General features: G+C 43.4%; 14 protein-coding genes. 5 read left to right on the top strand and 9 right to left on the bottom strand.

The genetic code is table 11. The features are described 5' to 3' along the window. Positions 1 to 204 precede the first annotated feature (204 nt). Positions 205 to 2739 carry an ABC transporter permease gene (locus V3V99_13115; GenBank protein ID MEE9443598.1) on the bottom strand — a complete coding sequence of 845 codons (2535 nt, stop codon included), beginning with the start codon at positions 2737 to 2739 and terminating at the stop codon, positions 205 to 207. Beyond that, positions 2736 to 3071 carry a helix-turn-helix transcriptional regulator gene (locus V3V99_13120; protein ID MEE9443599.1) on the bottom strand — a complete coding sequence of 112 codons (336 nt, stop codon included), beginning with the start codon at positions 3069 to 3071 and terminating at the stop codon, positions 2736 to 2738. Before V3V99_13120 ends, V3V99_13115 begins: the two co-directional genes overlap by 4 nt. Positions 3072 to 3371: 300 nt before the next feature. On the opposite strand from V3V99_13120, the gene V3V99_13125 reads away from it, so the two are divergent. Beyond that, the gene (locus tag V3V99_13125; GenBank protein ID MEE9443600.1) at positions 3372 to 4640 is read left to right on the top strand and encodes an alpha/beta fold hydrolase; all 1269 of its coding nucleotides are present in this window, start codon (positions 3372 to 3374) and stop codon (positions 4638 to 4640) included. Between the two features lie 74 nt (positions 4641 to 4714). Here the strand turns inward: V3V99_13125 and fumC are convergent, their stop codons facing one another. The 7 genes from fumC to lon all read right to left on the bottom strand — a co-directional run bounded on the left by fumC (position 4715) and on the right by lon (position 15653). Next, on the bottom strand, positions 4715 to 6115 hold the full coding sequence (fumC, locus tag V3V99_13130; protein MEE9443601.1) for a class II fumarate hydratase: 1401 nt from the start codon (positions 6113 to 6115) through the stop codon (positions 4715 to 4717). A gap of 114 nt (positions 6116 to 6229) precedes the next feature. Beyond that, positions 6230 to 8164 carry a hypothetical protein gene (locus V3V99_13135; GenBank protein MEE9443602.1) on the bottom strand — a complete coding sequence of 645 codons (1935 nt, stop codon included), beginning with the start codon at positions 8162 to 8164 and terminating at the stop codon, positions 6230 to 6232. 103 nt (positions 8165 to 8267) lie between these two features. Further along, positions 8268 to 10187 (bottom strand): hypothetical protein, encoded by a 1920-nt coding sequence (locus V3V99_13140; protein MEE9443603.1) that lies wholly within the window; start codon positions 10185 to 10187, stop codon positions 8268 to 8270. A gap of 480 nt (positions 10188 to 10667) precedes the next feature. Next, complete coding sequence (locus tag V3V99_13145) at positions 10668 to 11021, bottom strand: transposase (protein MEE9443604.1); 354 nt, start codon at positions 11019 to 11021, stop codon at positions 10668 to 10670. A gap of 173 nt (positions 11022 to 11194) precedes the next feature. Next, positions 11195 to 11752 carry a hypothetical protein gene (locus V3V99_13150; GenBank protein ID MEE9443605.1) on the bottom strand — a complete coding sequence of 186 codons (558 nt, stop codon included), beginning with the start codon at positions 11750 to 11752 and terminating at the stop codon, positions 11195 to 11197. Between the two features lie 2 nt (positions 11753 to 11754). Further along, positions 11755 to 13299 carry an NAD(P)H-hydrate dehydratase gene (locus V3V99_13155; GenBank protein ID MEE9443606.1) on the bottom strand — a complete coding sequence of 515 codons (1545 nt, stop codon included), beginning with the start codon at positions 13297 to 13299 and terminating at the stop codon, positions 11755 to 11757. Next, positions 13296 to 15653, bottom strand: a complete 2358-nt coding sequence (gene lon / locus V3V99_13160) for an endopeptidase La (protein MEE9443607.1) — start codon at positions 15651 to 15653, stop codon at positions 13296 to 13298. The genes V3V99_13155 and lon overlap by 4 nt, the downstream gene beginning before the upstream one ends. A 320-nt stretch (positions 15654 to 15973) precedes the next feature. On the opposite strand from lon, the gene V3V99_13165 reads away from it, so the two are divergent. From V3V99_13165 to V3V99_13180, 4 genes are all read left to right on the top strand, one after another. Then, on the top strand, positions 15974 to 16180 hold the full coding sequence (locus tag V3V99_13165; GenBank protein ID MEE9443608.1) for a ferritin family protein: 207 nt from the start codon (positions 15974 to 15976) through the stop codon (positions 16178 to 16180). Positions 16181 to 16206: 26 nt separating this feature from the next. Beyond that, positions 16207 to 16689: a ferritin family protein gene (locus V3V99_13170; GenBank protein ID MEE9443609.1), complete on the top strand. Its 483-nt coding sequence runs from the start codon at positions 16207 to 16209 to the stop codon at positions 16687 to 16689. Positions 16690 to 16765: 76 nt separating this feature from the next. Beyond that, positions 16766 to 17911 (top strand): alanine racemase, encoded by a 1146-nt coding sequence (gene alr, locus V3V99_13175; GenBank protein MEE9443610.1) that lies wholly within the window; start codon positions 16766 to 16768, stop codon positions 17909 to 17911. A 230-nt stretch (positions 17912 to 18141) separates the two neighbouring features. After that, positions 18142 to 18795, top strand: coding sequence for a redox-sensing transcriptional repressor Rex (locus tag V3V99_13180; protein ID MEE9443611.1), 654 nt, complete (start codon positions 18142 to 18144; stop codon positions 18793 to 18795). Positions 18796 to 19138: the final 343 nt, after the last annotated feature.

Genomic DNA, 19138 nt, shown 5'->3' on the forward strand with positions numbered 1-19138 from the left:
TATTTGCTACGATAAAATCTGTCATTCTATTCTTAGGATAAAATAAAGCAATAATAATGCCAAAAACATTAAGGCATTACACTACAACAAATTAAGCTATTCGACAAATACAGCAGGTGTCCAATCTTGAGACAAAACTGTCCGCTGGCGAACACCAAATTGAAAACTACTACAGAAAAACTCCAATGTAAAATGAATAATTTATCATTCGCATTTTATGGCATCGACCGGATTAGCGTGAGCGGCCCTTATTGCCTGATAGCTAACGGTTAAGAGCGCGATAATGAGTGAAAAACCCCCCACCAGAAGAAAAACCATCCATGTGATTTCGACGCGATAGGCAAAATCTTCCAGCCAGAGATTCATAACGTACCAGGCTAACGGCCAGGCCAGAACATTGGCAATGGTTACGAGTACTACAAACTCACGGGATATCATCTGCACGATACCTGCTACTGATGCTCCCAAAACCTTTCTTATGCCGATCTCCTTGGTCCGTTGTTCCGCGGTAAAAGAAGCCAATCCGAAAAGTCCCAGGCATCCGATAAATATGGCTAAAGACGAAAAAATCCCAATCAATTTTCCAATTCGTTCAATACTACGATAACTGACGTTAAATTGTTGATCAAGAAATTGATATTCAAAGGGATAATCAGGATTTATTTTTTCCCAGGTAGTTTTAATAAAATCAATTGACGCAGGGATATTCCCGGACTGAATTCTGGTATATAGGATGTTCACGTCATTCGGTCTCAACAAAAGAACAAGCGGCTGTATTGTGGTTTGCAGGGGTCTGAAATGAAAATCTTCTATGACGCCAATTATTTTACCCTCATCACCCCACATGCTGAGATTGGTACCGATTATAGGATCTAAACCCATCAAATCGGCCATTTTCTGATTGATTAAATATGCACTCTTGGAATCTGAGGTAATATCTCTGCTAAAATCCCGCCCTTCTGTTATTTCTATTTGAAAAGTTTTGATGAAATTAAAATCAATCTTGTTGACCGCAACCTCTACGTCACTTTCTAATTTTCCTTCCCAATTGGCTGCTCCGGTTGTCCATCTCCAATATGGCATCCCTACGGTACTACCGGTTACCGCCAAAATTGAAGGATCTTTGGCTAATTCGCTCTTTAACAGTTCATAATTTTCCCGGTTGCCGCTTCTTAAAATAATATTTACCACATGTTCCTTATTGTACCCCGCATCCTTGCTCTTAAAATAATCAACTTGCGAGTAAACGATGATGGTACCAATTATTAAGACTATTGAAAGAAAGAATTGTGTTACAACCAGAGATTTCCTTAACAGGGATCCCCACCGGCCGGTTTTAAAATCGTTTTTTAGAACCGCCACGGGCTTAAAACCGGACAACACCATTGCCGGATATAACCCGGCAAGTATCGCCGTCAGAATAGTGGTGACTATCATTATTATAATCATTTGGGAGCTATATAACATATCCAAGGACAGATTAAATACATGTATTGAATTCAAAGCCGGAAGAGCCAGGTATAGTATACCCAAAGCGATTAACAGACTTGAGAAGGTCAAAATAAATGATTCGCCGAAATATTGAAATATCAGACTACTCCTGTACGCTCCCACTACTTTTCTTATCCCGGTTTCTTTGGCCCGTGTTCCGGTTCGAGCAGTTGTCAGATTAATGAAGTTAATACAGGCCATAATCAGAATAATGATTGCAACGGCGGAAAATACAGCTATATAGCCATCAATATCTGTAAGATGGCGGTACAAGTTTGCGATATTGATTGAATAAAAATTTATAACTTCATTTCCATCGGGGATTAAGAAGTTCGATAATTTATCATTTAGTTGTTGAGTTGTCACTCCATCCCATACCTTAACATAAGTACTTGCGCTCCACCAGTCCCATGACATATAGTCCATTCCCCGCTCTTTAAAATATAGCGTTATATTATCAATCGAGACAACCATATCAAATTGAAGAATAGAATTTTGAGGAACGTTTTCGATAACGCCGGTGACAGTAAATATTCGATTATTATTCCACGATAGCGATTGGCCAATAGCATCCTGCTTGGGGAAATATTTTTCGGCGACATCTTTGGCCAAGACAATTGAATTCGGAGTTTGAAGAGCTGTTTTAGAATCTCCCACCAAAAATCTATATCCAAAAATATCAAAAAATGTAGAATCGGCCGCAAGGCACCACTCATATGCCATATGATCTTCACTTTTTAGAAGTGCCGAATGGGTCCATTCGATTCTCGTGGCATATTGAACCTCGGCAATTTCATCCTGGAGCGCCGGACCCAGCAAATTCGGAGTTGAGTTAGCATTTTCAACCATCACTCTATGGATTTGATTGACTTCAGGATAAAACTTATCGAAACTCATGGCATTCAATATCCAGAGGCTTATCAGCATACAACAGGCCAATCCAATGGCCAGGCCAGCCACATTGATGAACGTATATCCCTTGTATTTTCTGATATTCCGAAAAGCAACTATCAAGTAGCTTCTAAACATAATAACACTCCAGTAAATTGATGTTTTTATAAATCCCGGTATTGAACAGATCAATTCAAGATACAACCAAAACTTAGCCGACCTAATTGATTGCCGTCGTGCAATCGACTGATACATCTCCTCAAAATCACCGGCAATGAAGCGAAAATCTTCAAACCGGGCGAAAAACTGCAGAATCCGCATTGGCAACCGGGGAGGATTCGAGTGGTGCATATTCATCCCATATCACCCGTTTTTAAAACCGGTTTCAACGCTTTCATTTGCATTGCCTTCTGCATTTCACGAAGTTCGATGAGGGCCTGCTGTCCCTGATCGGTAATAAGATAAAGCCGTTTACTCTTTCCGCCTCGCTCCGGAGTCGGCCCAGAAGTCTTGGATGATAGACATTTTTTTCTCATAAGCCGGTCGAGAACGTCATAAGTTGCCCCGATTGACCATCTTTTACCGGTCGCCCGGTCCAAAAACAGCTTGATACTCACGCCATATGCGTCTTCGCCCAAAGCTTTGACAGCCAGCATGACAAATTCTTCTTTTCGCGAAAGCCACTTCATAAATTTTCCTTCATATTTCTTTTGTTTTCCAGAACATATCTTTATGACGCTGAAAGATTCAATTTTGTTGCAAAAAAAATTAATGATTGAGAAGACGGGATTCAAAAAGGGTGACAAATAATTTGCATAACTAGTTTATTCTTTTTTCAATCAGATTAATTTCGAAATTTTAGAATAAATTGCACACTGAACATCCGGGGTTTGTTCTACGTCATAAAGTAATTAATGCAAAAGATAAATATTGGTTCGGCAAAATCAAAGCATTCAATTTGTGAAGATTCATATATTGGGGAGTGGAAGATGAATAAGATTCAACCTATTACCAACGATCAAATGAGGTGGATTCTAATTTGGGGCCTGCCATTACTATTAATTATTTTTACCGAAGGCCATCTTTGGGCGCAGGACAATGAATGGATGAGACCCAAATTTAATATAACCGACAGCGGCTTTATACAGGTTGAGGGCGGGCAATTATTTTTTGAAAAATCCGGCAAAGGAGAACCAATTATCTTCATTCACGATGGTATTTTGCACCGTGAAACATATGATTTTCAATTTGGATATTTTTCGCAAAATTATACCGTCATCCGCTACGACCGCAGGGGTTATGGCCTTTCAAGCAAGCCGACAAAGCCATTTTCTCAAATTGAGGATTTACTCGCGGTTTTCAAGCAATTAAATATTGATAGAGCCAATTTGATAGGCTGTTCGGCCGGAGGCCGGCTTTCTATCGATTTTGCCCTGGCCTATCCGGAAAGAGTATCTTCATTGGTTCTGGTCGGCGCTGTTGTCAGCGGATACGGTTTCGGCCAGCATTTTTTTACCAGGGGCGGACATTTTAATCTGCCATCATTTGATAATACCGAAGAATTTCGCAATTTTTGGTATAATATCGATCCCTACTCCATATTCGAGGAAAATCGGCAGGCCCGGCAATATGCTGATAAATTAATCAAGGCCAATCCCCACAACCTTGACAGAGCAAACAATGGGCTGGTCCAAAATTCTCAGGTAAGCGCGGCGGCAAATCTTTCAATAATAAGTGTCCCCGCTCTTTTAGTCATTGGAGAGTATGACATCCCTGATGTTCATGCTCACGCAGGCGTAATTGATGCTGGTATCCCTAATTCAAAGAGAATAGTATTAAGAAATGCCGGGCATCTGGCTCATATGGAACAACCCGATCAGTTCATCGATTTAGTCAGGAATTTTTATGCTGAAAAATCTTTCTTTGATTTTGTCGAACTATACGGTATCGATGCCTATATTGAAACAAACTTCGCAGGCGGTAACTTCAATCCTGATGATTTTCACATCGATGAATTTCGGCTGAATCAATTTGGCTATGAGCGGCTTTTGTCTGGAAAGGTTAATGAAGCGGCGGGATTTTTCAAATTAAATATAATCCTGCACCCCAACTCCTTCAACGCCTACGACAGCTACGGAGAAGCCTTATTGGCTAAAGGGGATACCGCCAACGCCATAGTAAATTACAAAAAATCACTGGAGTTGAATCCCGACAATCAAAATGCCGCTGCTGTATTGTCAAATTTGAAAATTGAATAACCGAGCGGCACTTTCAGGCCGCTCGGATATTCATTTTCTTTCTTACTTGATCGCGCGACAGCCAAAAAGAGGGTTCATCCCCTCTTCGGTCTTACCATATCCTCTGGCCTTACCTTCTCGTCGAATTCCTCGGCTGTCAATAACCCCAGCTCTACCGCCACTTCTTTAAGGGTCGAGCCATCAGCGTGAGCCTTTTTGGCTATCCTGGCGGCATTGTCATACCCGATATGCGGATTGAGAGCCGTCACCAGCATCAGGGTATTGGCTTTGAGCTTGTCGATTATCGGCAGGTTCGGCTCCAGCCCGGCCAGGCATTTTTCAATAAAGCAGTTTATTGTACCTGAAAGGGTTCTGACCGAATGCAGAAAATTATGAATCATGACCGGTTTGAAGACGTTCAACTCGAAATTGCCCGAACTGCCTCCGATATTAATCGCCACATCGTTGCCCATCACCTGAGCGCAAACCATCGTCATCGCTTCCGATTGGGTCGGGTTGACCTTGCCCGGCATAATCGACGAGCCCGGTTCATTGGCTGGCAGAATCAATTCGCCGATACCGCAGCGCGGCCCGGAACCCAACCAGCGAGTATCGTTGGCCAGCTTCATCAGCGAACAGGCCAGCGTCTTGAGCGCGCCGTGAGCATAGACAATCGCGTCATGAGCCGCCAACGCCTCGAATTTATTCGGTGCCGTTACAAAATCAATCCCGGTCAACTCTGAGATTTTTTCGGCGACTTTGATGGCGAATTCAGGATGCGTATTAAGTCCGGTCCCGACCGCCGTTCCGCCCTGAGCCAGCTCTTTGAGATACTTGAGCGACTCTTTGATTCGCGCGATGGCATTTTCAGCCTGCTGCCGATATCCGGAAAACTCCTGACCCAGAGTCAGCGGCACGGCATCCATCAAATGCGTCCGGCCGACTTTGACGATATCTTTATACGCTTCCTCTTTTTCCTTGAGAGTCGCGTGGAGTTTTTCCAGGGCCGGCAGAAGAGTATGAGTAACTTCCTCAGTCGCGGCGATATGCATTGCTGTCGGAAAGACATCGTTGGACGATTGGCTCTTGTTGACATCATCGTTGGGATGAATCGGATCCTTGGAACCGATCGTTCCGCCGGCGATTTCAATGGCGCGGTTGGCGATAACTTCATTGGAATTCATATTCGACTGCGTTCCCGACCCGGTCTGCCACACCACCAGCGGAAAATTATCATCGAGCTTTCCTGCAATGACTTCATCTGCCGCCTGGCATATCATATCAGTCTTGTCCTTAGGTAAAACTCCCAGTTCGCAGTTAGCCAGAGCCGCTCCTTTTTTGAGGATTCCGAACGCCCGGATGATTTCGCGCGGCATCCGATCAAACCCGATTTTGAAATTCATAAGTGAGCGCTGGGTTTGCGCGCCCCAATACTTATCGGCGGGTACCTGCACTTCGCCCATCGTATCTTTTTCTATGCGGACATTATCAGCCATAATCTATCCTCCCAAAGATATATTGCTTTCATTTACGGAAACCAAAATAGCGCAGGAATTTCAGATTGTCAAATCACAACGTCAAAATTATTTTTGCGGCGAATATAAAAGGTATTACTCTCCCGATGTTTCGAACGAGATGTGCCCCAAAGCACAATCTCCTTTAGACCCATTCGGTAAAAATTTTATGGCGTCGTAACCAACAGAATAAATATCGTTCGGGACATCAATAGTTTTATAAATTAGGCCCGTCGATTCGGTATTTTCATTCCACAGCCGAGATTCTCCGATAATTTTATCACCCAGTTTATAGCTTATCAAATAATCATCATTGCTGTCGAAACTAATCTCAATTTTTTCAAAATTAACAGGATGTTGGAGTTTGATTAAAATACCATCTTCGGGCACTACTGTAACATCAGGATGCCACCACTCAATTCCTCTCGGAAGCGGCCTGTTTATATCATTGAATAAAATGCTCTGGATTTGGGGTTCCGCTTTTTCCAACAAATAATCAAATCCACCCAAATTCAATTTACAAATCGCCGATAATCTCCCCGGAGAAAACAACGGTTCTTTGATGATAAGACTGAGTGTATCATAATAAGCGGCCAACCAGGGATCCTTGATGAGATTTTTATTTTGTTCAACCGTCTCGGGGTATCCTTCGGGGATAGCTCTCCGAAAATGGCCCGGACGCCAACTGTTCTTTTTTAGGGCCGGTAACCGCGCCAAAAGCGGATCGGCCAGAGCCAGGAAGTCAATAATATGTGTTCCCCGACCGCCATAATAGCCGACAAATCCAATGCCTCCTTCTTTGGCAATCGGAATTTTCAATTCACGATAACGGCGGCCATTTTCAACCCAATAATGCGATGGCTCTTTCTGCCATCCCAAATTATTGCAAAGTCCGTTACTTTGAAATACCAATAATCGAGAATCCTCTATCTCGTAGCCGAACCCCCATGCCCCGGGATCACTCCCAAAATCACGACCGCTTAATAAAGGCGGTCCGTTAATCGTCAAACCCAGTACAATTGTCAGGCCGGCCACATAATAGATTTTTCTTCCCGAAAATAATTTTTCATATTGAGTCAGGAGAATTACGCTTAATAATAAAGGAGCTGTGAAGAATCGGCCGCCGATAAAACATCCGCCGATATACACTACATATAAAATATAACCCAACACACCCGCCGCCAAAGGCCATCCCGTTGGACCGCGCCGCCATAAAGTTAGGCCTATTACAGTGAAAATTGTAAGCACCAAAACCCGATCACCCCGAAAGGCTCCTTCGAGATAGTGCGCCCCTTGCGCCAAAAGATCCCAGTGAGAAATTCCGTTATTTAATTTAGCAAGGGCAGTATTGGGAACCAATGAGCCATAATACCAAAGGGAAAACACTTCCCACAGAATAAATGGCATCATTCCCGAAACAAGCACACCAATGGCTCGGACTGAACGTATTTGCCAGAATGAGTATAATAGTGCCGGAGCAAAAAGAAGAGCCGTATCCATGCGATTGAGGAGGCTCAACGATGCCAATAACGACAAATAAAATAAAGTGCTCAAGCTGGCTTGACGTTTAAGAAAAACGACAGCGAATAATATCGCCAATAGATGAGTCAATGGATTTTCAAACCCTGATGTCGAAAAATCAACATAGAATTTTGACATTATGAGAATTAATAATCCGGCTATGACCGCCCGGTTTTTATCCGCAAACCCCAAAACATATACAACCATCGCCGCGAGAGAAACTACCATTGACAAAAATATTACCGTCAAAAACGATTCGTGCGTAAGAACATAGATAGATGCAATTAAAAACATCCAAAGAGGATGCGTGTATGCCTGCACTCGTTCAGAAACATTCCAGGTGAGACCGTACCCATTTACAAAATTGTCTATTGTCCTTAGAGTAATATAAACATCATCATATGCCCAGGCGGTTCGGACAAGCATCACGGCATATATGACGAGAAGCAGGGAAACAATAATAAAGAAGGCCCTATTTATTTTCGGACTGGATAGCTTTTGTTCCGACATGGCAGGCAAAATATATCGAGACGGAAAGAAAGTCAATTATTGGAAGAACTTTATATAAAACCGGGGGATGATTTTATCCCGACACAGCCATTCCCGAACTTATTTACTCATTCTCAATAAAGCGAATATGCCCAATACTATGCATGCCGTCACCAATTCCAGGTGAAATTCTAATTGCGTCAAATCCTTTATTTGCTACATGAGCTGGAACTTCTATTTGGGCAATGGCTAATCCTTCCATACGGCGACCGTCCGGTGATAAAATATGCGTGTAAATGCAAGAACTTTCTATCAAAAACTCAAAGATGTATTCATCATTATTATCTCTGCTGACTTCGATGCATTGTTTGTTTTGTACGGCAGGAAAGTCAATTTCAATGGCAGTATTTTGAATTACTATATTGCCTGGTGCGTTCCAAACCAATCCTTCCTCTTTTATGGAATTGACGGCTGAAAAATCAAAATGCACGATATCAGCATTTATATATTCATCGATTAAATAATCATAGACGCCCATATTCATCTTATAAATTTCCTTAAATCGCTCAAAAGACCAGATATCCTCCATAATTAGACATTTAAGTTTATTGTAATATTTGGCAAGACTGCTATCGCTAAGTAAGTTTTCACCAGTCATTATGCTTTCTTGATACCCACCGGGGGCATTTCGAGCGAAATGTCCTATTGACGGTTTATATCTGTTATAAGTTGGAACGCTGGCCAAAAGTGGATCAGCTAATGCGTTTAAATCAATTATATGAACTTCCGGACCGGCGTTAAAACCAAGAAAACCAATACATGCGGCTACATATACTTTCTTTCTTTCAGCTTTTACTCCCAATCCTTCATATACCCAGCCATGATTGGGCCAGTATTGCGAATTTCTATTGTAATTTATCAAACCGGAACTTTGAAAATAAAATTTTCTCTCATCCGTGATCGAATTTGGAAAAGATACGGATTTGTCATTGTATCCTTGATTGTACCTTGTAAAAATCGGAGAGTAATCAGAAGTCAATCCTAGCAATAGGGATATACCAGCCAATATCCCTATAAAAACTAACTTAAAATGCGCGAAAGAAATCATGATAATTGACGTTGCCAAGAATATTGGGATAGCAAAATGTCGCCCAGCCATAAAACATCCGCCAATACGCACAATGTACAAAAGATATAGGAATAAACCCAGCATCAGCATAGCGTGTTTTTTATCGCGTGTTACCAAAGGAATGATTAAACCCAATCCAATTATAAAAATCGTTATTGGGTCAACATTTAATGAATTTGCAAAATAACAAAATCCCTGTTTAGACATTATGCTTACCGATATACCGGTGTTCAATTTTGCGTAAGCCGTATTGGGGAAAGGAAAACCGTAATAAATAATTGAAAATACTTCCCATATTATCAAGGGTGAGAATCCAATCATAATATTTAATAGCGCTTTCTTGTTCCTAAATTGCCAAAACATATAAATTATGGCAGGCAGATATAAAAGGATTGTATCAAGGCGATTAACTGCGGCCAAGGATGCGATTATCGATATATACAGTATTTTCTCTTCGCTATTTTCCTGTTTAAGATAAAAAATCAAAAATAAAGCCAATAATAAAAACGATAGCGGATTTTCAAGTCCTGAAGTAGAATAATCTATAAATGCGTTTGATAAAATTAATCCCAAAATACCAACACAGGCAATAATATACCCCCGGGCAACTTTAAACGCCAGCAAGGCGACCGCGGCTGTGGACATCAAAACCGACACCCCTATCGCCGTAAAATACATATTCCTCGTTATCATATAAACCGGCGACAGGACAAACACCCATAGTGGATTGGTATACGCCTGCACCCGCTCGGCGATATTCCAGCGCAGTCCATACCCATTTACGAAATTATCGACGACCCGGAACGAAATATAGGCGTCATCGCATGTCCAGGCGTTGCGTAAAACAACGATTACATAAAAGAGCAAAAATACGACTATCAGGAGCATTTCCCCGCGTTTGTTTGAGACGTCCATTACCAGCCTCTGCAAAAAATAAATTATGAATATTTCGTTATCAATAGCTGTTTAAATAATAAAAGCTCCTTTTTGTTCTAATTTATTCATCTGTGAGGCGGCGGAGATATTCAGTACGCATAAAATATAAATAAGACTCTATATTTGTCAAGCCTGATTTTGGAAAAAGTTGAGTACAAAGGATGAATCCCAACGGGTTTCAGCCAAATCACTTTGTAGGGACAACTCTCGAGTTGTCCTGATATTTCTATACATGGCAGATGTCCACATCTAACGAGAAAATGGGTTTGTTTCCTCAGATTAACGTTTTTGGTCATATCAACTCGGTGGTGATTACGACAGGCAAAGGCTTGTTTTTGGCTGTCGGGCAGTCGTAAGCGTTGTCAGGTTTAGTCGTTTTCATAGTATATAATATGGTGAATTCGGAAATAGTGTTGAGATTGTCGGGGAATTGTAAATGATCTATGCGGGAATCCAAATTTATCCTAAATTATATTTATCCAATTCCCATTTCAGGGGATTGTTCTGGATATATTCACGGATTTCAAATAATGATTTTTCGTCGCGAATAACATGGTCATGAAATGACCGTTTCCATGCAAAGTCAGCGTATCCGGCTTTATGAATATATTTTGAGGCTGTGGTTTTGAATGCTGCTATGGCTTTGGACAATAAGTTATTCCGCCTTTGCTTATCAGTTTGAGATTGTCTGTGTAGCGACAACTCTAGAGTTGTCGCTACGCTGTTGCCGTGGTTTATGATGATGATCCCATGTACGTGATTTGGCATGATGCAGAATTCATCCAATTGTATAAAATCAAAATGATTTGCCATCCACAGCCACCGTTGTTATACTATTTTTCCAAATTCGTTTAGGTGCATTTTCCCGTTTGCGATTTTGCCAAAGCATTTGTTGTGTTTTTTGGTACAAATTGTGACGAAATAAAATCCGTCCCGCGAATAATTGTAATCTGGTAATCGGTTTTTGAATCGAGGCGGGTGTGGGGTCATGGTTTGGTATCGTACTTTGCCTTGATGTATTTAATACAACCATCAAATGTCTTATCAACTACTGTATCAATAGATAATGGGAATGCTATGATTTTATCCGGATCATGATTTTCCCCACTTATTGAATTTATCCTATCAATTATTATTCGGTGTTTCGGTTTATTCGAATCATATTCGCCGAGCGTATGGCCAATGACATTCCTAATTCGTCTAATTAAATCTACAGCCTCCCAACCATCTGTCTCATGATCAATATCAATTGATCCAAAGCATATTCTGTGGTATTCCAAAATCGATGCAAGTCTAAAGAGGACGTTTTCGTTTAAATAATGCCCGATTCTTGAAAAGTCATCTCTATCCGCTTGTTTTATTTTTCTGCCAAAATCTATGAAAACATTCTGACCCAGTTTTTGTCGATAATGGACCGCAGTTTGAATCCGTGTCTTACCGATACAACTTTCATGCATACTTGGAAATAAGGCTCTACATTTTATAAAGACTTTTTCTAATTCATCAATTTTTTTGAGTAAATCTTTTAATTCTTCCGCGGTCACCCTCACACCTCAAGCGCATCGAAGGCGGAGGGGAGGTAGTCGATGAGATCGCCGGCTAATAAACTTCGGGGATTGATGTCGCCAATGGCGATGTCGCCGGAGAAGCCGTGAATGAATACGCCGCACAGAGCCGCTTCCAGTGGCGATAATTGCTGACCAAGAAGCGCGACGATGATGCCAGTCAAAACATCGCCCGACCCTCCGGTGGCCATCCCGTAATTTCCGGTCGGGTTCATAAATATCTGCCCCTCAGGTGAAGCGACAATCGTCGGCGAGCCTTTCAGGGCTATCACCGAGTCGAATATTTTGGCGTACTTTGTTATCAATTCATAATTATTAATCGGATTTTCATCGGGCGTCTCGCCGGTCAAACGAGCGAACTCAACCGGATGCGGCGTCAAAACCAGCGGCGCATGAGGCGACAATAGCGGCGATTCATCGCCCGATAACGGATACAAACCGTCGGCGTCAATGACCGCCGGTATTTCCAGATCGCCAATCAGCCTGCGTACCAGCTCGATTGTTTCGTGATGCCGTCCGAGTCCGGGACCGATTGCGACGGCATCCCTCTCGGCCATTAATCTTTTTATCTCACCTCGCGCCCGAAGACCAAGTACTTGCCGCTTTTTTAGTTCCGGCAGAGGATAGCTCATAACTTCGGTCAGCTTGGATTCGATTATATGATTCAATCCGGACGGTACACCGACCGTCACCATTCCCGAACCCGATCGAGCGGCGGCGTTCCCGGCCAGAACAGCCGCACCGGTCATGCCCGGCGAACCGGCTATGATAAAGACTTTTCCAAAATCTCCTTTGTGACCGTTCGGTTTGGGGGTCGGCAAAGTCATCGAAACCATCTCGCCGGTTATCAGGTTGGTTTTGTAATCGAACGACTCGACCACTTCATTGGGAATACCGATCGGAATAACCGTTATCGCTCCGGCGAATTCCCGACCCGGCGAGACAAACAATCCCGGTTTGGGCAAGGCCAGTGTCGTCGTTACTTCTGCCATCACCGCTTCAGATTCAGCCTGCCCGGTCGAGACATCCAGTCCCGAAGGAGCATCAACCGCGACTACAAATTTTTCGGCCTCGTTGATTTTATCAATGACTTCGGCGGTAATTCCGCGCGGTACTCCCGAAAATCCGGTGCCGAATATGGCGTCGATAATTATATCGTACTGCGTCAAATCAGGCAGTTCGGATATTTTATTCAATTGGATTACTGATTTTCCGTCTCCAACAATCTTATTATAATTCGCCCGGCAATCTTTCGACAGTTTTTCATCGGTTCCTATCAGGACAAAGTCGCACGCTATATTTTCCTCAATTAGATAACGGCCGACGACAAATCCGTCGCCGCCGTTATTGCCTCGTCCGCAAATAACGCAAATCTTCGGATCATCGAATTGCGTCAGGATATTTTCTTTAATATAAGGAAAAATCCCCCGCCCGGCGTTTTCCATCAACTCCAGCGAGGGGATATTCCGTTCATTTATGGCGCGGCCGTCAACGGCGCGCATTTCTTCGGCATTGACCAGCTTCATGCCGTTTTTTTCCTGGGCTCCAACGCGAATTTCAACACGTCATGAGTGTCATCCATGTATTTAAATTTCAATCCTTTTTTCAATTCCGGAGGTATTTCCACCATATCCTTTTTATTGTCGCGCGGCAATATAACCGTTTTGATGCCATAGCGGTAGGCGGCCAGGAGTTTTTCTTTCAATCCGCCGATAGGCAAAACCTGCCCTCGCAAAGTAATCTCGCCGGTCATAGCCAGTTTGTCTTTGACTCGCCGTCCGGTCGCCAAAGACGCCAGAGCCGCCGCCATCGCGATTCCGGCCGACGGGCCGTCTTTGGGAGTTGCGCCGGAAGGAACGTGAACATGAATCTCATGGGTGTCAAAATAATCGACGGAGATATTCATGCCGTTCGTTAAAGAGCGCACAAACGACAACGCCGCTTGAACCGATTCTTTCATAACCTCACCCAACTGTCCGGTCAGGGTCAGGCTCTTTTTGCCCGGCATAGCTGTCGCCTCGATTTTGAGAACCTCGCCGCCAAACGGCGTCCAGGCCAACGCGGCGACTTCGCCGATGCGATCTTTGCTGAATTTGGTATCGGATGTGAATCTGGGCGGACCGAGATACTTGTTGAGTTCTATGCCGGTGATAACATATTTCTTGCGGCTTCCTCCCGCGACTTTGGTGGCGACTTTTCGGCAGACGTTAGCCAGTTCGCGTTCGAGATTTCGCAGTCCGGCTTCCCGCGTGTACTCATTTATCATTTTGATAATGGCGTCTTTGTGAAACGAGATGTGGGTCGAATTTAAACCATGATTTTCAAGCTGTTTGGGAAGTAAATGCCGTTTGAAAATCTCCTTCTTTTCCAAATCGGTGTAACCGGGAATGCGGATGATTTCCATGCGGTCGCGCAATACGCCTGGAATCGGATCGAGCATATTGGCGGTCGTGATGAACATGACATGCGACAGGTCAAAATCAACCTCGAGATAATGGTCGGAAAAACTAAAATTCTGCTCGGGATCTAAAACCTCCAAAAGAGCCGACGCCGGATCGCCCCGGAAGTCACTGCCCAGCTTATCAATCTCATCGAGCATAAAAACCGGATTATTCGATTTGACTCGTTTCAATCCCTGAATTACCCGTCCCGGCATGGCACCAATATATGTCCGGCGATGACCGCGAATTTCAGCTTCATCACGCATACCGCCCAGAGACAAACGATAAAACTCACGCCCCATAGCCCGGGCAATCGAACGTCCCAGCGATGTTTTTCCTACTCCGGGAGGACCGACAAAACACAGAATCGGTCCCTTGATATCCGGATTCAATCGCCGCACCGCCAGAAATTCAATTATCCGTTCTTTGACTTTATCCAGATCGAAATGATCTTCGTCAAGGATTTTGCGTGCTTTGCGGATATCAAGCATATCATCAGTTGATTTCTGCCAGGGAACATCGGTCAACCAGTCGAGATAGGTACGGCTGACGGTATATTCGGCCGATGAAGGATTCATTTCGGCCAGTCGTTCCAATTCTTTGTCGGCCGCTTCCTGGGCTTGCTCGGCCATACCCGCCGCGTCAATCTTCTTTTTAATCTCCATTATCTCGGGACGGGCCTGGCTGTCGCCCAACTCACGCTGGATGGCCTTTATCTGTTCTCTCAGGATATACTCGCGCTGCATCTTGCCCAATTCATTAGCGGCTTCGGCCTGTATCTTTTTGGATAATTCCAAAACTTCAAGTTCGCGATTTATATGGAGAAGAAGCGAAGACGTTCTTTTTTCGACATCAGGTTGAGCGATCAGCTTTTGTTTTTCTTCGATACTCAGATTCATATTGGAGGCGATAAGGTCGGTCAATTGTCCCGGAGAATCCTGATTCATGGCGGTCACGAAAAATTCCTCGGACAAATACGGAGCCATTTCCGCCAGATATTTCAATCGATCCATCAGATTGCGATTGAGAGCTTCGGTTTTGACGCTCCTTTTATAAATTTCCCGGACTTCTTCGATTTTGCCAATCAGATACGGTTTGGTTGAAATTTCTTTCGTGAGTTTGATGCGCGATAAACCCTGAATCAAAAATCTGACCGAGCCATCCGGGAATCTGAGCATTTTCAGTATATTCCCTGCCGTGCCGTGTTTATATATATCATCGAATCCGGGATCTTTAATATCAGGGTCGTGAGTATTAAAAATACCAATCGTTTTACCGTGCATCAGGGCTTCGTCAACTAACTGAGTATGAGCTTTTTCGGATATTATCAAGGGGATTACCAAAAAAGGAAAAACGACGACGCCCTTAACCGGCAAAATCGGCATTTCCCGGGGAAGAACAATTTCATCCTGAAATTCTTTTGTGATCGTGATTTCCAAAATATCTCCCATTCAACCGCGTTTATTACGCGGGCATAGCTAATTTAAGGCTATAAAAATTTCCGCCCCAGCGCAATATTAAATCGTTATCATTTCAAAACAGAAAACAGGTGGAACCTAAATTTGGTTCCATGTCATATTTTCCCCGGCGCGTCGCTGACCGTTTCTACTTTTTTATATCGGTTTCTTAGTCCATCTTTTCAACATATTATACATTCCTTTGCGAGGCGCGGCCCGCAAAATTGGCTTGACATTTTTTTCCTTTTGAGTAACCTTTCGGGACGTATAAATTCTGAAAATATAAAATGGGAGATATATTCATGGTTGATTCTACCACCGACCCCATCACGGCGATTGAAATGGCAATCAAACGTGAAGAAGCCGCTTATGAGTTTTACATGAGGCATTCCAGGATTTTCGAAAACGAGGCCACGCGGAAGATGTTCGAAAAGCTGGCTGAGGAAGAAATCAAACATAAGGAACGGCTCCAGCAGGAACTCAATGACAATTATTACACGGAAATGTAACCGGCAAACAAGGTGAGGGATAAATTATGATTCCAGCAAATCCAAAAGTTCTCGACGCGCTGAACTGGGGGATATCGTCCGAGATTAAAAGTTATGTTTTTTATCTGGAAGCGGCCCAAAAAACTGATAATGCCGAGCATAAAGATACACTCTTGAAGCTCGCTGCAGAGGAAAAAGAGCATTATCAGGTTCTGGAGCGACAGCATCATTCATTGATAACTTCCGAGCAGTGGGTAACCTATAATGATATCCTGGGTCAGGAAGGACTCCCGGAAATCGATGAAAACATGGCCGGGCAGCATCGGGGCCTTATCGATACTGTTCGCAATGCTTCGGATATGAGAACCGTTCTTGATATTGCTTTTGATTTGGAAAAAGAGGCTAATGGAGTTTTCTCCAAAGCGGCCGAGGACGCCGACGATCCCGAGCAGAAAAAGAGTTTTGAGTTTTTGGCCAAGTTTGAACGCGGTCACATGAATCTTATCCGGAAGATGATAGATTCTCTTTAGCGCTCAAATATATTGCTACAAAGATTTAATTATGATAGATTGCGCGAGTGAAAAAAACTCGCACGATTTTTTTTTTATGAATAAGAAAAATCTGATATGGATAGAAATTAACCGCCGGGCGATATTAAACAATATCAAAAGCCTGTCTCGTCTGGCCGGTAAAAAAACAATGCTCGCTCCGGCTGTCAAAGCTAACGGTTACGGGCACGGCCTCCGCGAAATTGTCAGTATTCTATCCGAGACGAAAATTCCTTATATATCGATTCATTCAACGGTTGAGGCCGAAACATCGCGGGCCGAGGGATGGGACCGCAAAATCATAATGGTCGGGCCGGTCGCGCCGGAGGATATCGACGCTATCTTTCGCCTCGATTTAGAACCGGTTGTTACCGAGCCGACGTTCATATCAAAGCTGGGACGATTCTGCCGCAAATCCAATACTTCGGCTAAAGTACATCTCAAACTCGAAACCGGCACTAATCGGCAGGGGATGAATAAAAAAGAGCTATCCCGCGCGGCCTCAACATTGAAAAAATATCCCGAAATTTCAGTCGCCGGAATCTCGACTCATTTCGCCAATATCGAGGATACAACCGATCATACTTTCGCCATGAATCAGCTCAAACAATTCAAGAGCATGAACGCTTATTTGAATAAACTGGGCGTCAAACCAAAACTGAAACATACCGCCTGCTCGGCGGCTCTGTTGCTCTTTAAGGAAACTTATTTTGATCTCGCGCGTCCGGGAGTTGCTCTTTACGGTTACTGGCCTTCGAGTGAAACTTATGTTTCCTATCGCCTCGGCGGTGGGACGAATAAAATCCTGACTCCGGCCCTGTCATTATGTTCGCGGATAACGCAAATTAAAACGGTTGAAGCCGGAAGTTTTATCGGCTACGGATGCACCTATCGGGCCAGTTCTAAATTAAAAATCGCCGTTCTACCGGCAGGTTATTCCGACGGCATCGACCGCCGATTATCGAACCTGGGATATGTCTTAATCAAGGGCCGTCGGGCGCCGATTCGCGGCCGCGTTTGCATGAATCTGATAATGGTTGATATCACTAATATCCGCGGGGTTAAATTATATGATATCGCTACCATACTTGGAACGGATGGGGACGAAAAGATATCAGCCGATACCCATGCCGCCTGGTGCCAGACGATCAATTATGAGATTATTTCACGGGTATCTTCAACCCTGCCGCGATATATGGTTTAAAATTTGCCATCCGGTTATTTTGAATTACAATTATCAATTAGTCTAAAATTTACTATAAATCGCCCGATAATTGAGATTAAGACAAACATTGTCCCGTATTGTAAGCTGTTGTAACTGAATCGATAAGTAATCAATTTAGACTCCTTCGAAAAATTGCTTGACTGCGGGTAATATTTTCCGTTTCTTATTGTGAAACAATTCACATGCTGTTTTAGAAACCGCGATGGGATATGGCCAAACAGAATAACGGACAAAAAAAGATTTCTGAATCGACTATCAGACGTCTTTCATTATATTATCGAGCTCTTTCTCTGCTGGAGAAGGAGAACCATGAGACAATCTCATCGAAAGAACTGGCTCGCCGAGAAAAACTGACTCCGGCGCAGGTTCGCAAAGACCTCTCGTTTTTTGGGAGTTTTGGAACCAGAGGGCTGGGGTATCCCGTCACGGAACTGAAAAAACGCGTTGCCAGGATTCTCGGAATCAACCGCATCTGGAACATCGCCATGGTCGGGGTTGGGAATATCGGCTCGGCCCTGGTTTCCTACAAGGAATTCCATCGTCAGGGTTTCCGCATCAAATTGATTTTTGATAATGACCAGCGTAAGATAGGTTCCAATCATAAAGGTTTGATCGTATCGGATATCAAAGATATGCCGCGCCTGTTGCGTGAGCATAATATTGAAATAGTTATTCTGGCCGTTCCCGCCATCGTCGCTCAATATATTGTCGATGAAGTCGTTGAAGCCGGCATCAAGGCGATTTTGAATTTCGCGCCGATTAATCTAACCGTTCCCGAGGATGTTTTTCTCCGCAACGAGAACATGTCGATGGAACTCGAATATCTCTCATTTATCATATCCAACGATTATAAGCCGAATTAAATTTCTTATTCCGCCCATAGCGTAGTTTTAAACTTCCATGAAAAGTAAAATCAACAGACAATCCCGATAATATCCACCCAATGGGTGAGATACAAGTTGTTTGTTTTGTCAGTTGTCTATTTATCCCCAATGCCGTCCCGAAAAATACCCACGTCAAAGACGGCCCGGCTGCGGGGTAGGTTGATAGATTTAAATAAATATCTCATCCCAACCCTGAAGGGGCCTGTTGAAAAAGTCTTGAAATGATCTTCAGCCTAAAGAATGGGGAAACATTTCGAATCGTAAGTTCTTGATACACGTCAGGTCACAATTTTGTTTTCACAAAATCAAGACCTGCCGCAAC

Source organism: Candidatus Zixiibacteriota bacterium, assembly GCA_036480375.1.
Lineage (GTDB): Bacteria > Zixibacteria > MSB-5A5 > GN15 > JAAZOE01 > JAZGGI01.

Bases quoted from the DNA above. Each gene is read 5' to 3' on its own strand.
- V3V99_13165 (MEE9443608.1), top strand. From the start codon at position 15,974: ATGGTTGATTCTACCACCGACCCCATCACGGCGATTGAAATGGCAATC.
- V3V99_13135 (MEE9443602.1), bottom strand. From the start codon at position 8,164: ATGTCGGAACAAAAGCTATCCAGTCCGAAAATAAATAGGGCCTTCTTT.
- fumC (MEE9443601.1), bottom strand. From the start codon at position 6,115: ATGGCTGATAATGTCCGCATAGAAAAAGATACGATGGGCGAAGTGCAG.
- V3V99_13120 (MEE9443599.1), bottom strand. From the start codon at position 3,071: ATGAAGTGGCTTTCGCGAAAAGAAGAATTTGTCATGCTGGCTGTCAAA.
- V3V99_13145 (MEE9443604.1), bottom strand. From the start codon at position 11,021: ATGGCAAATCATTTTGATTTTATACAATTGGATGAATTCTGCATCATG.
- alr (MEE9443610.1), top strand. From the start codon at position 16,766: ATGAATAAGAAAAATCTGATATGGATAGAAATTAACCGCCGGGCGATA.
- V3V99_13140 (MEE9443603.1), bottom strand. From the start codon at position 10,187: ATGGACGTCTCAAACAAACGCGGGGAAATGCTCCTGATAGTCGTATTT.
- V3V99_13125 (MEE9443600.1), top strand. From the start codon at position 3,372: ATGAATAAGATTCAACCTATTACCAACGATCAAATGAGGTGGATTCTA.
- V3V99_13180 (MEE9443611.1), top strand. From the start codon at position 18,142: ATGGCCAAACAGAATAACGGACAAAAAAAGATTTCTGAATCGACTATC.
- V3V99_13115 (MEE9443598.1), bottom strand. From the start codon at position 2,739: ATGAATATGCACCACTCGAATCCTCCCCGGTTGCCAATGCGGATTCTG.
- V3V99_13155 (MEE9443606.1), bottom strand. From the start codon at position 13,299: ATGAAGCTGGTCAATGCCGAAGAAATGCGCGCCGTTGACGGCCGCGCC.
- V3V99_13170 (MEE9443609.1), top strand. From the start codon at position 16,207: ATGATTCCAGCAAATCCAAAAGTTCTCGACGCGCTGAACTGGGGGATA.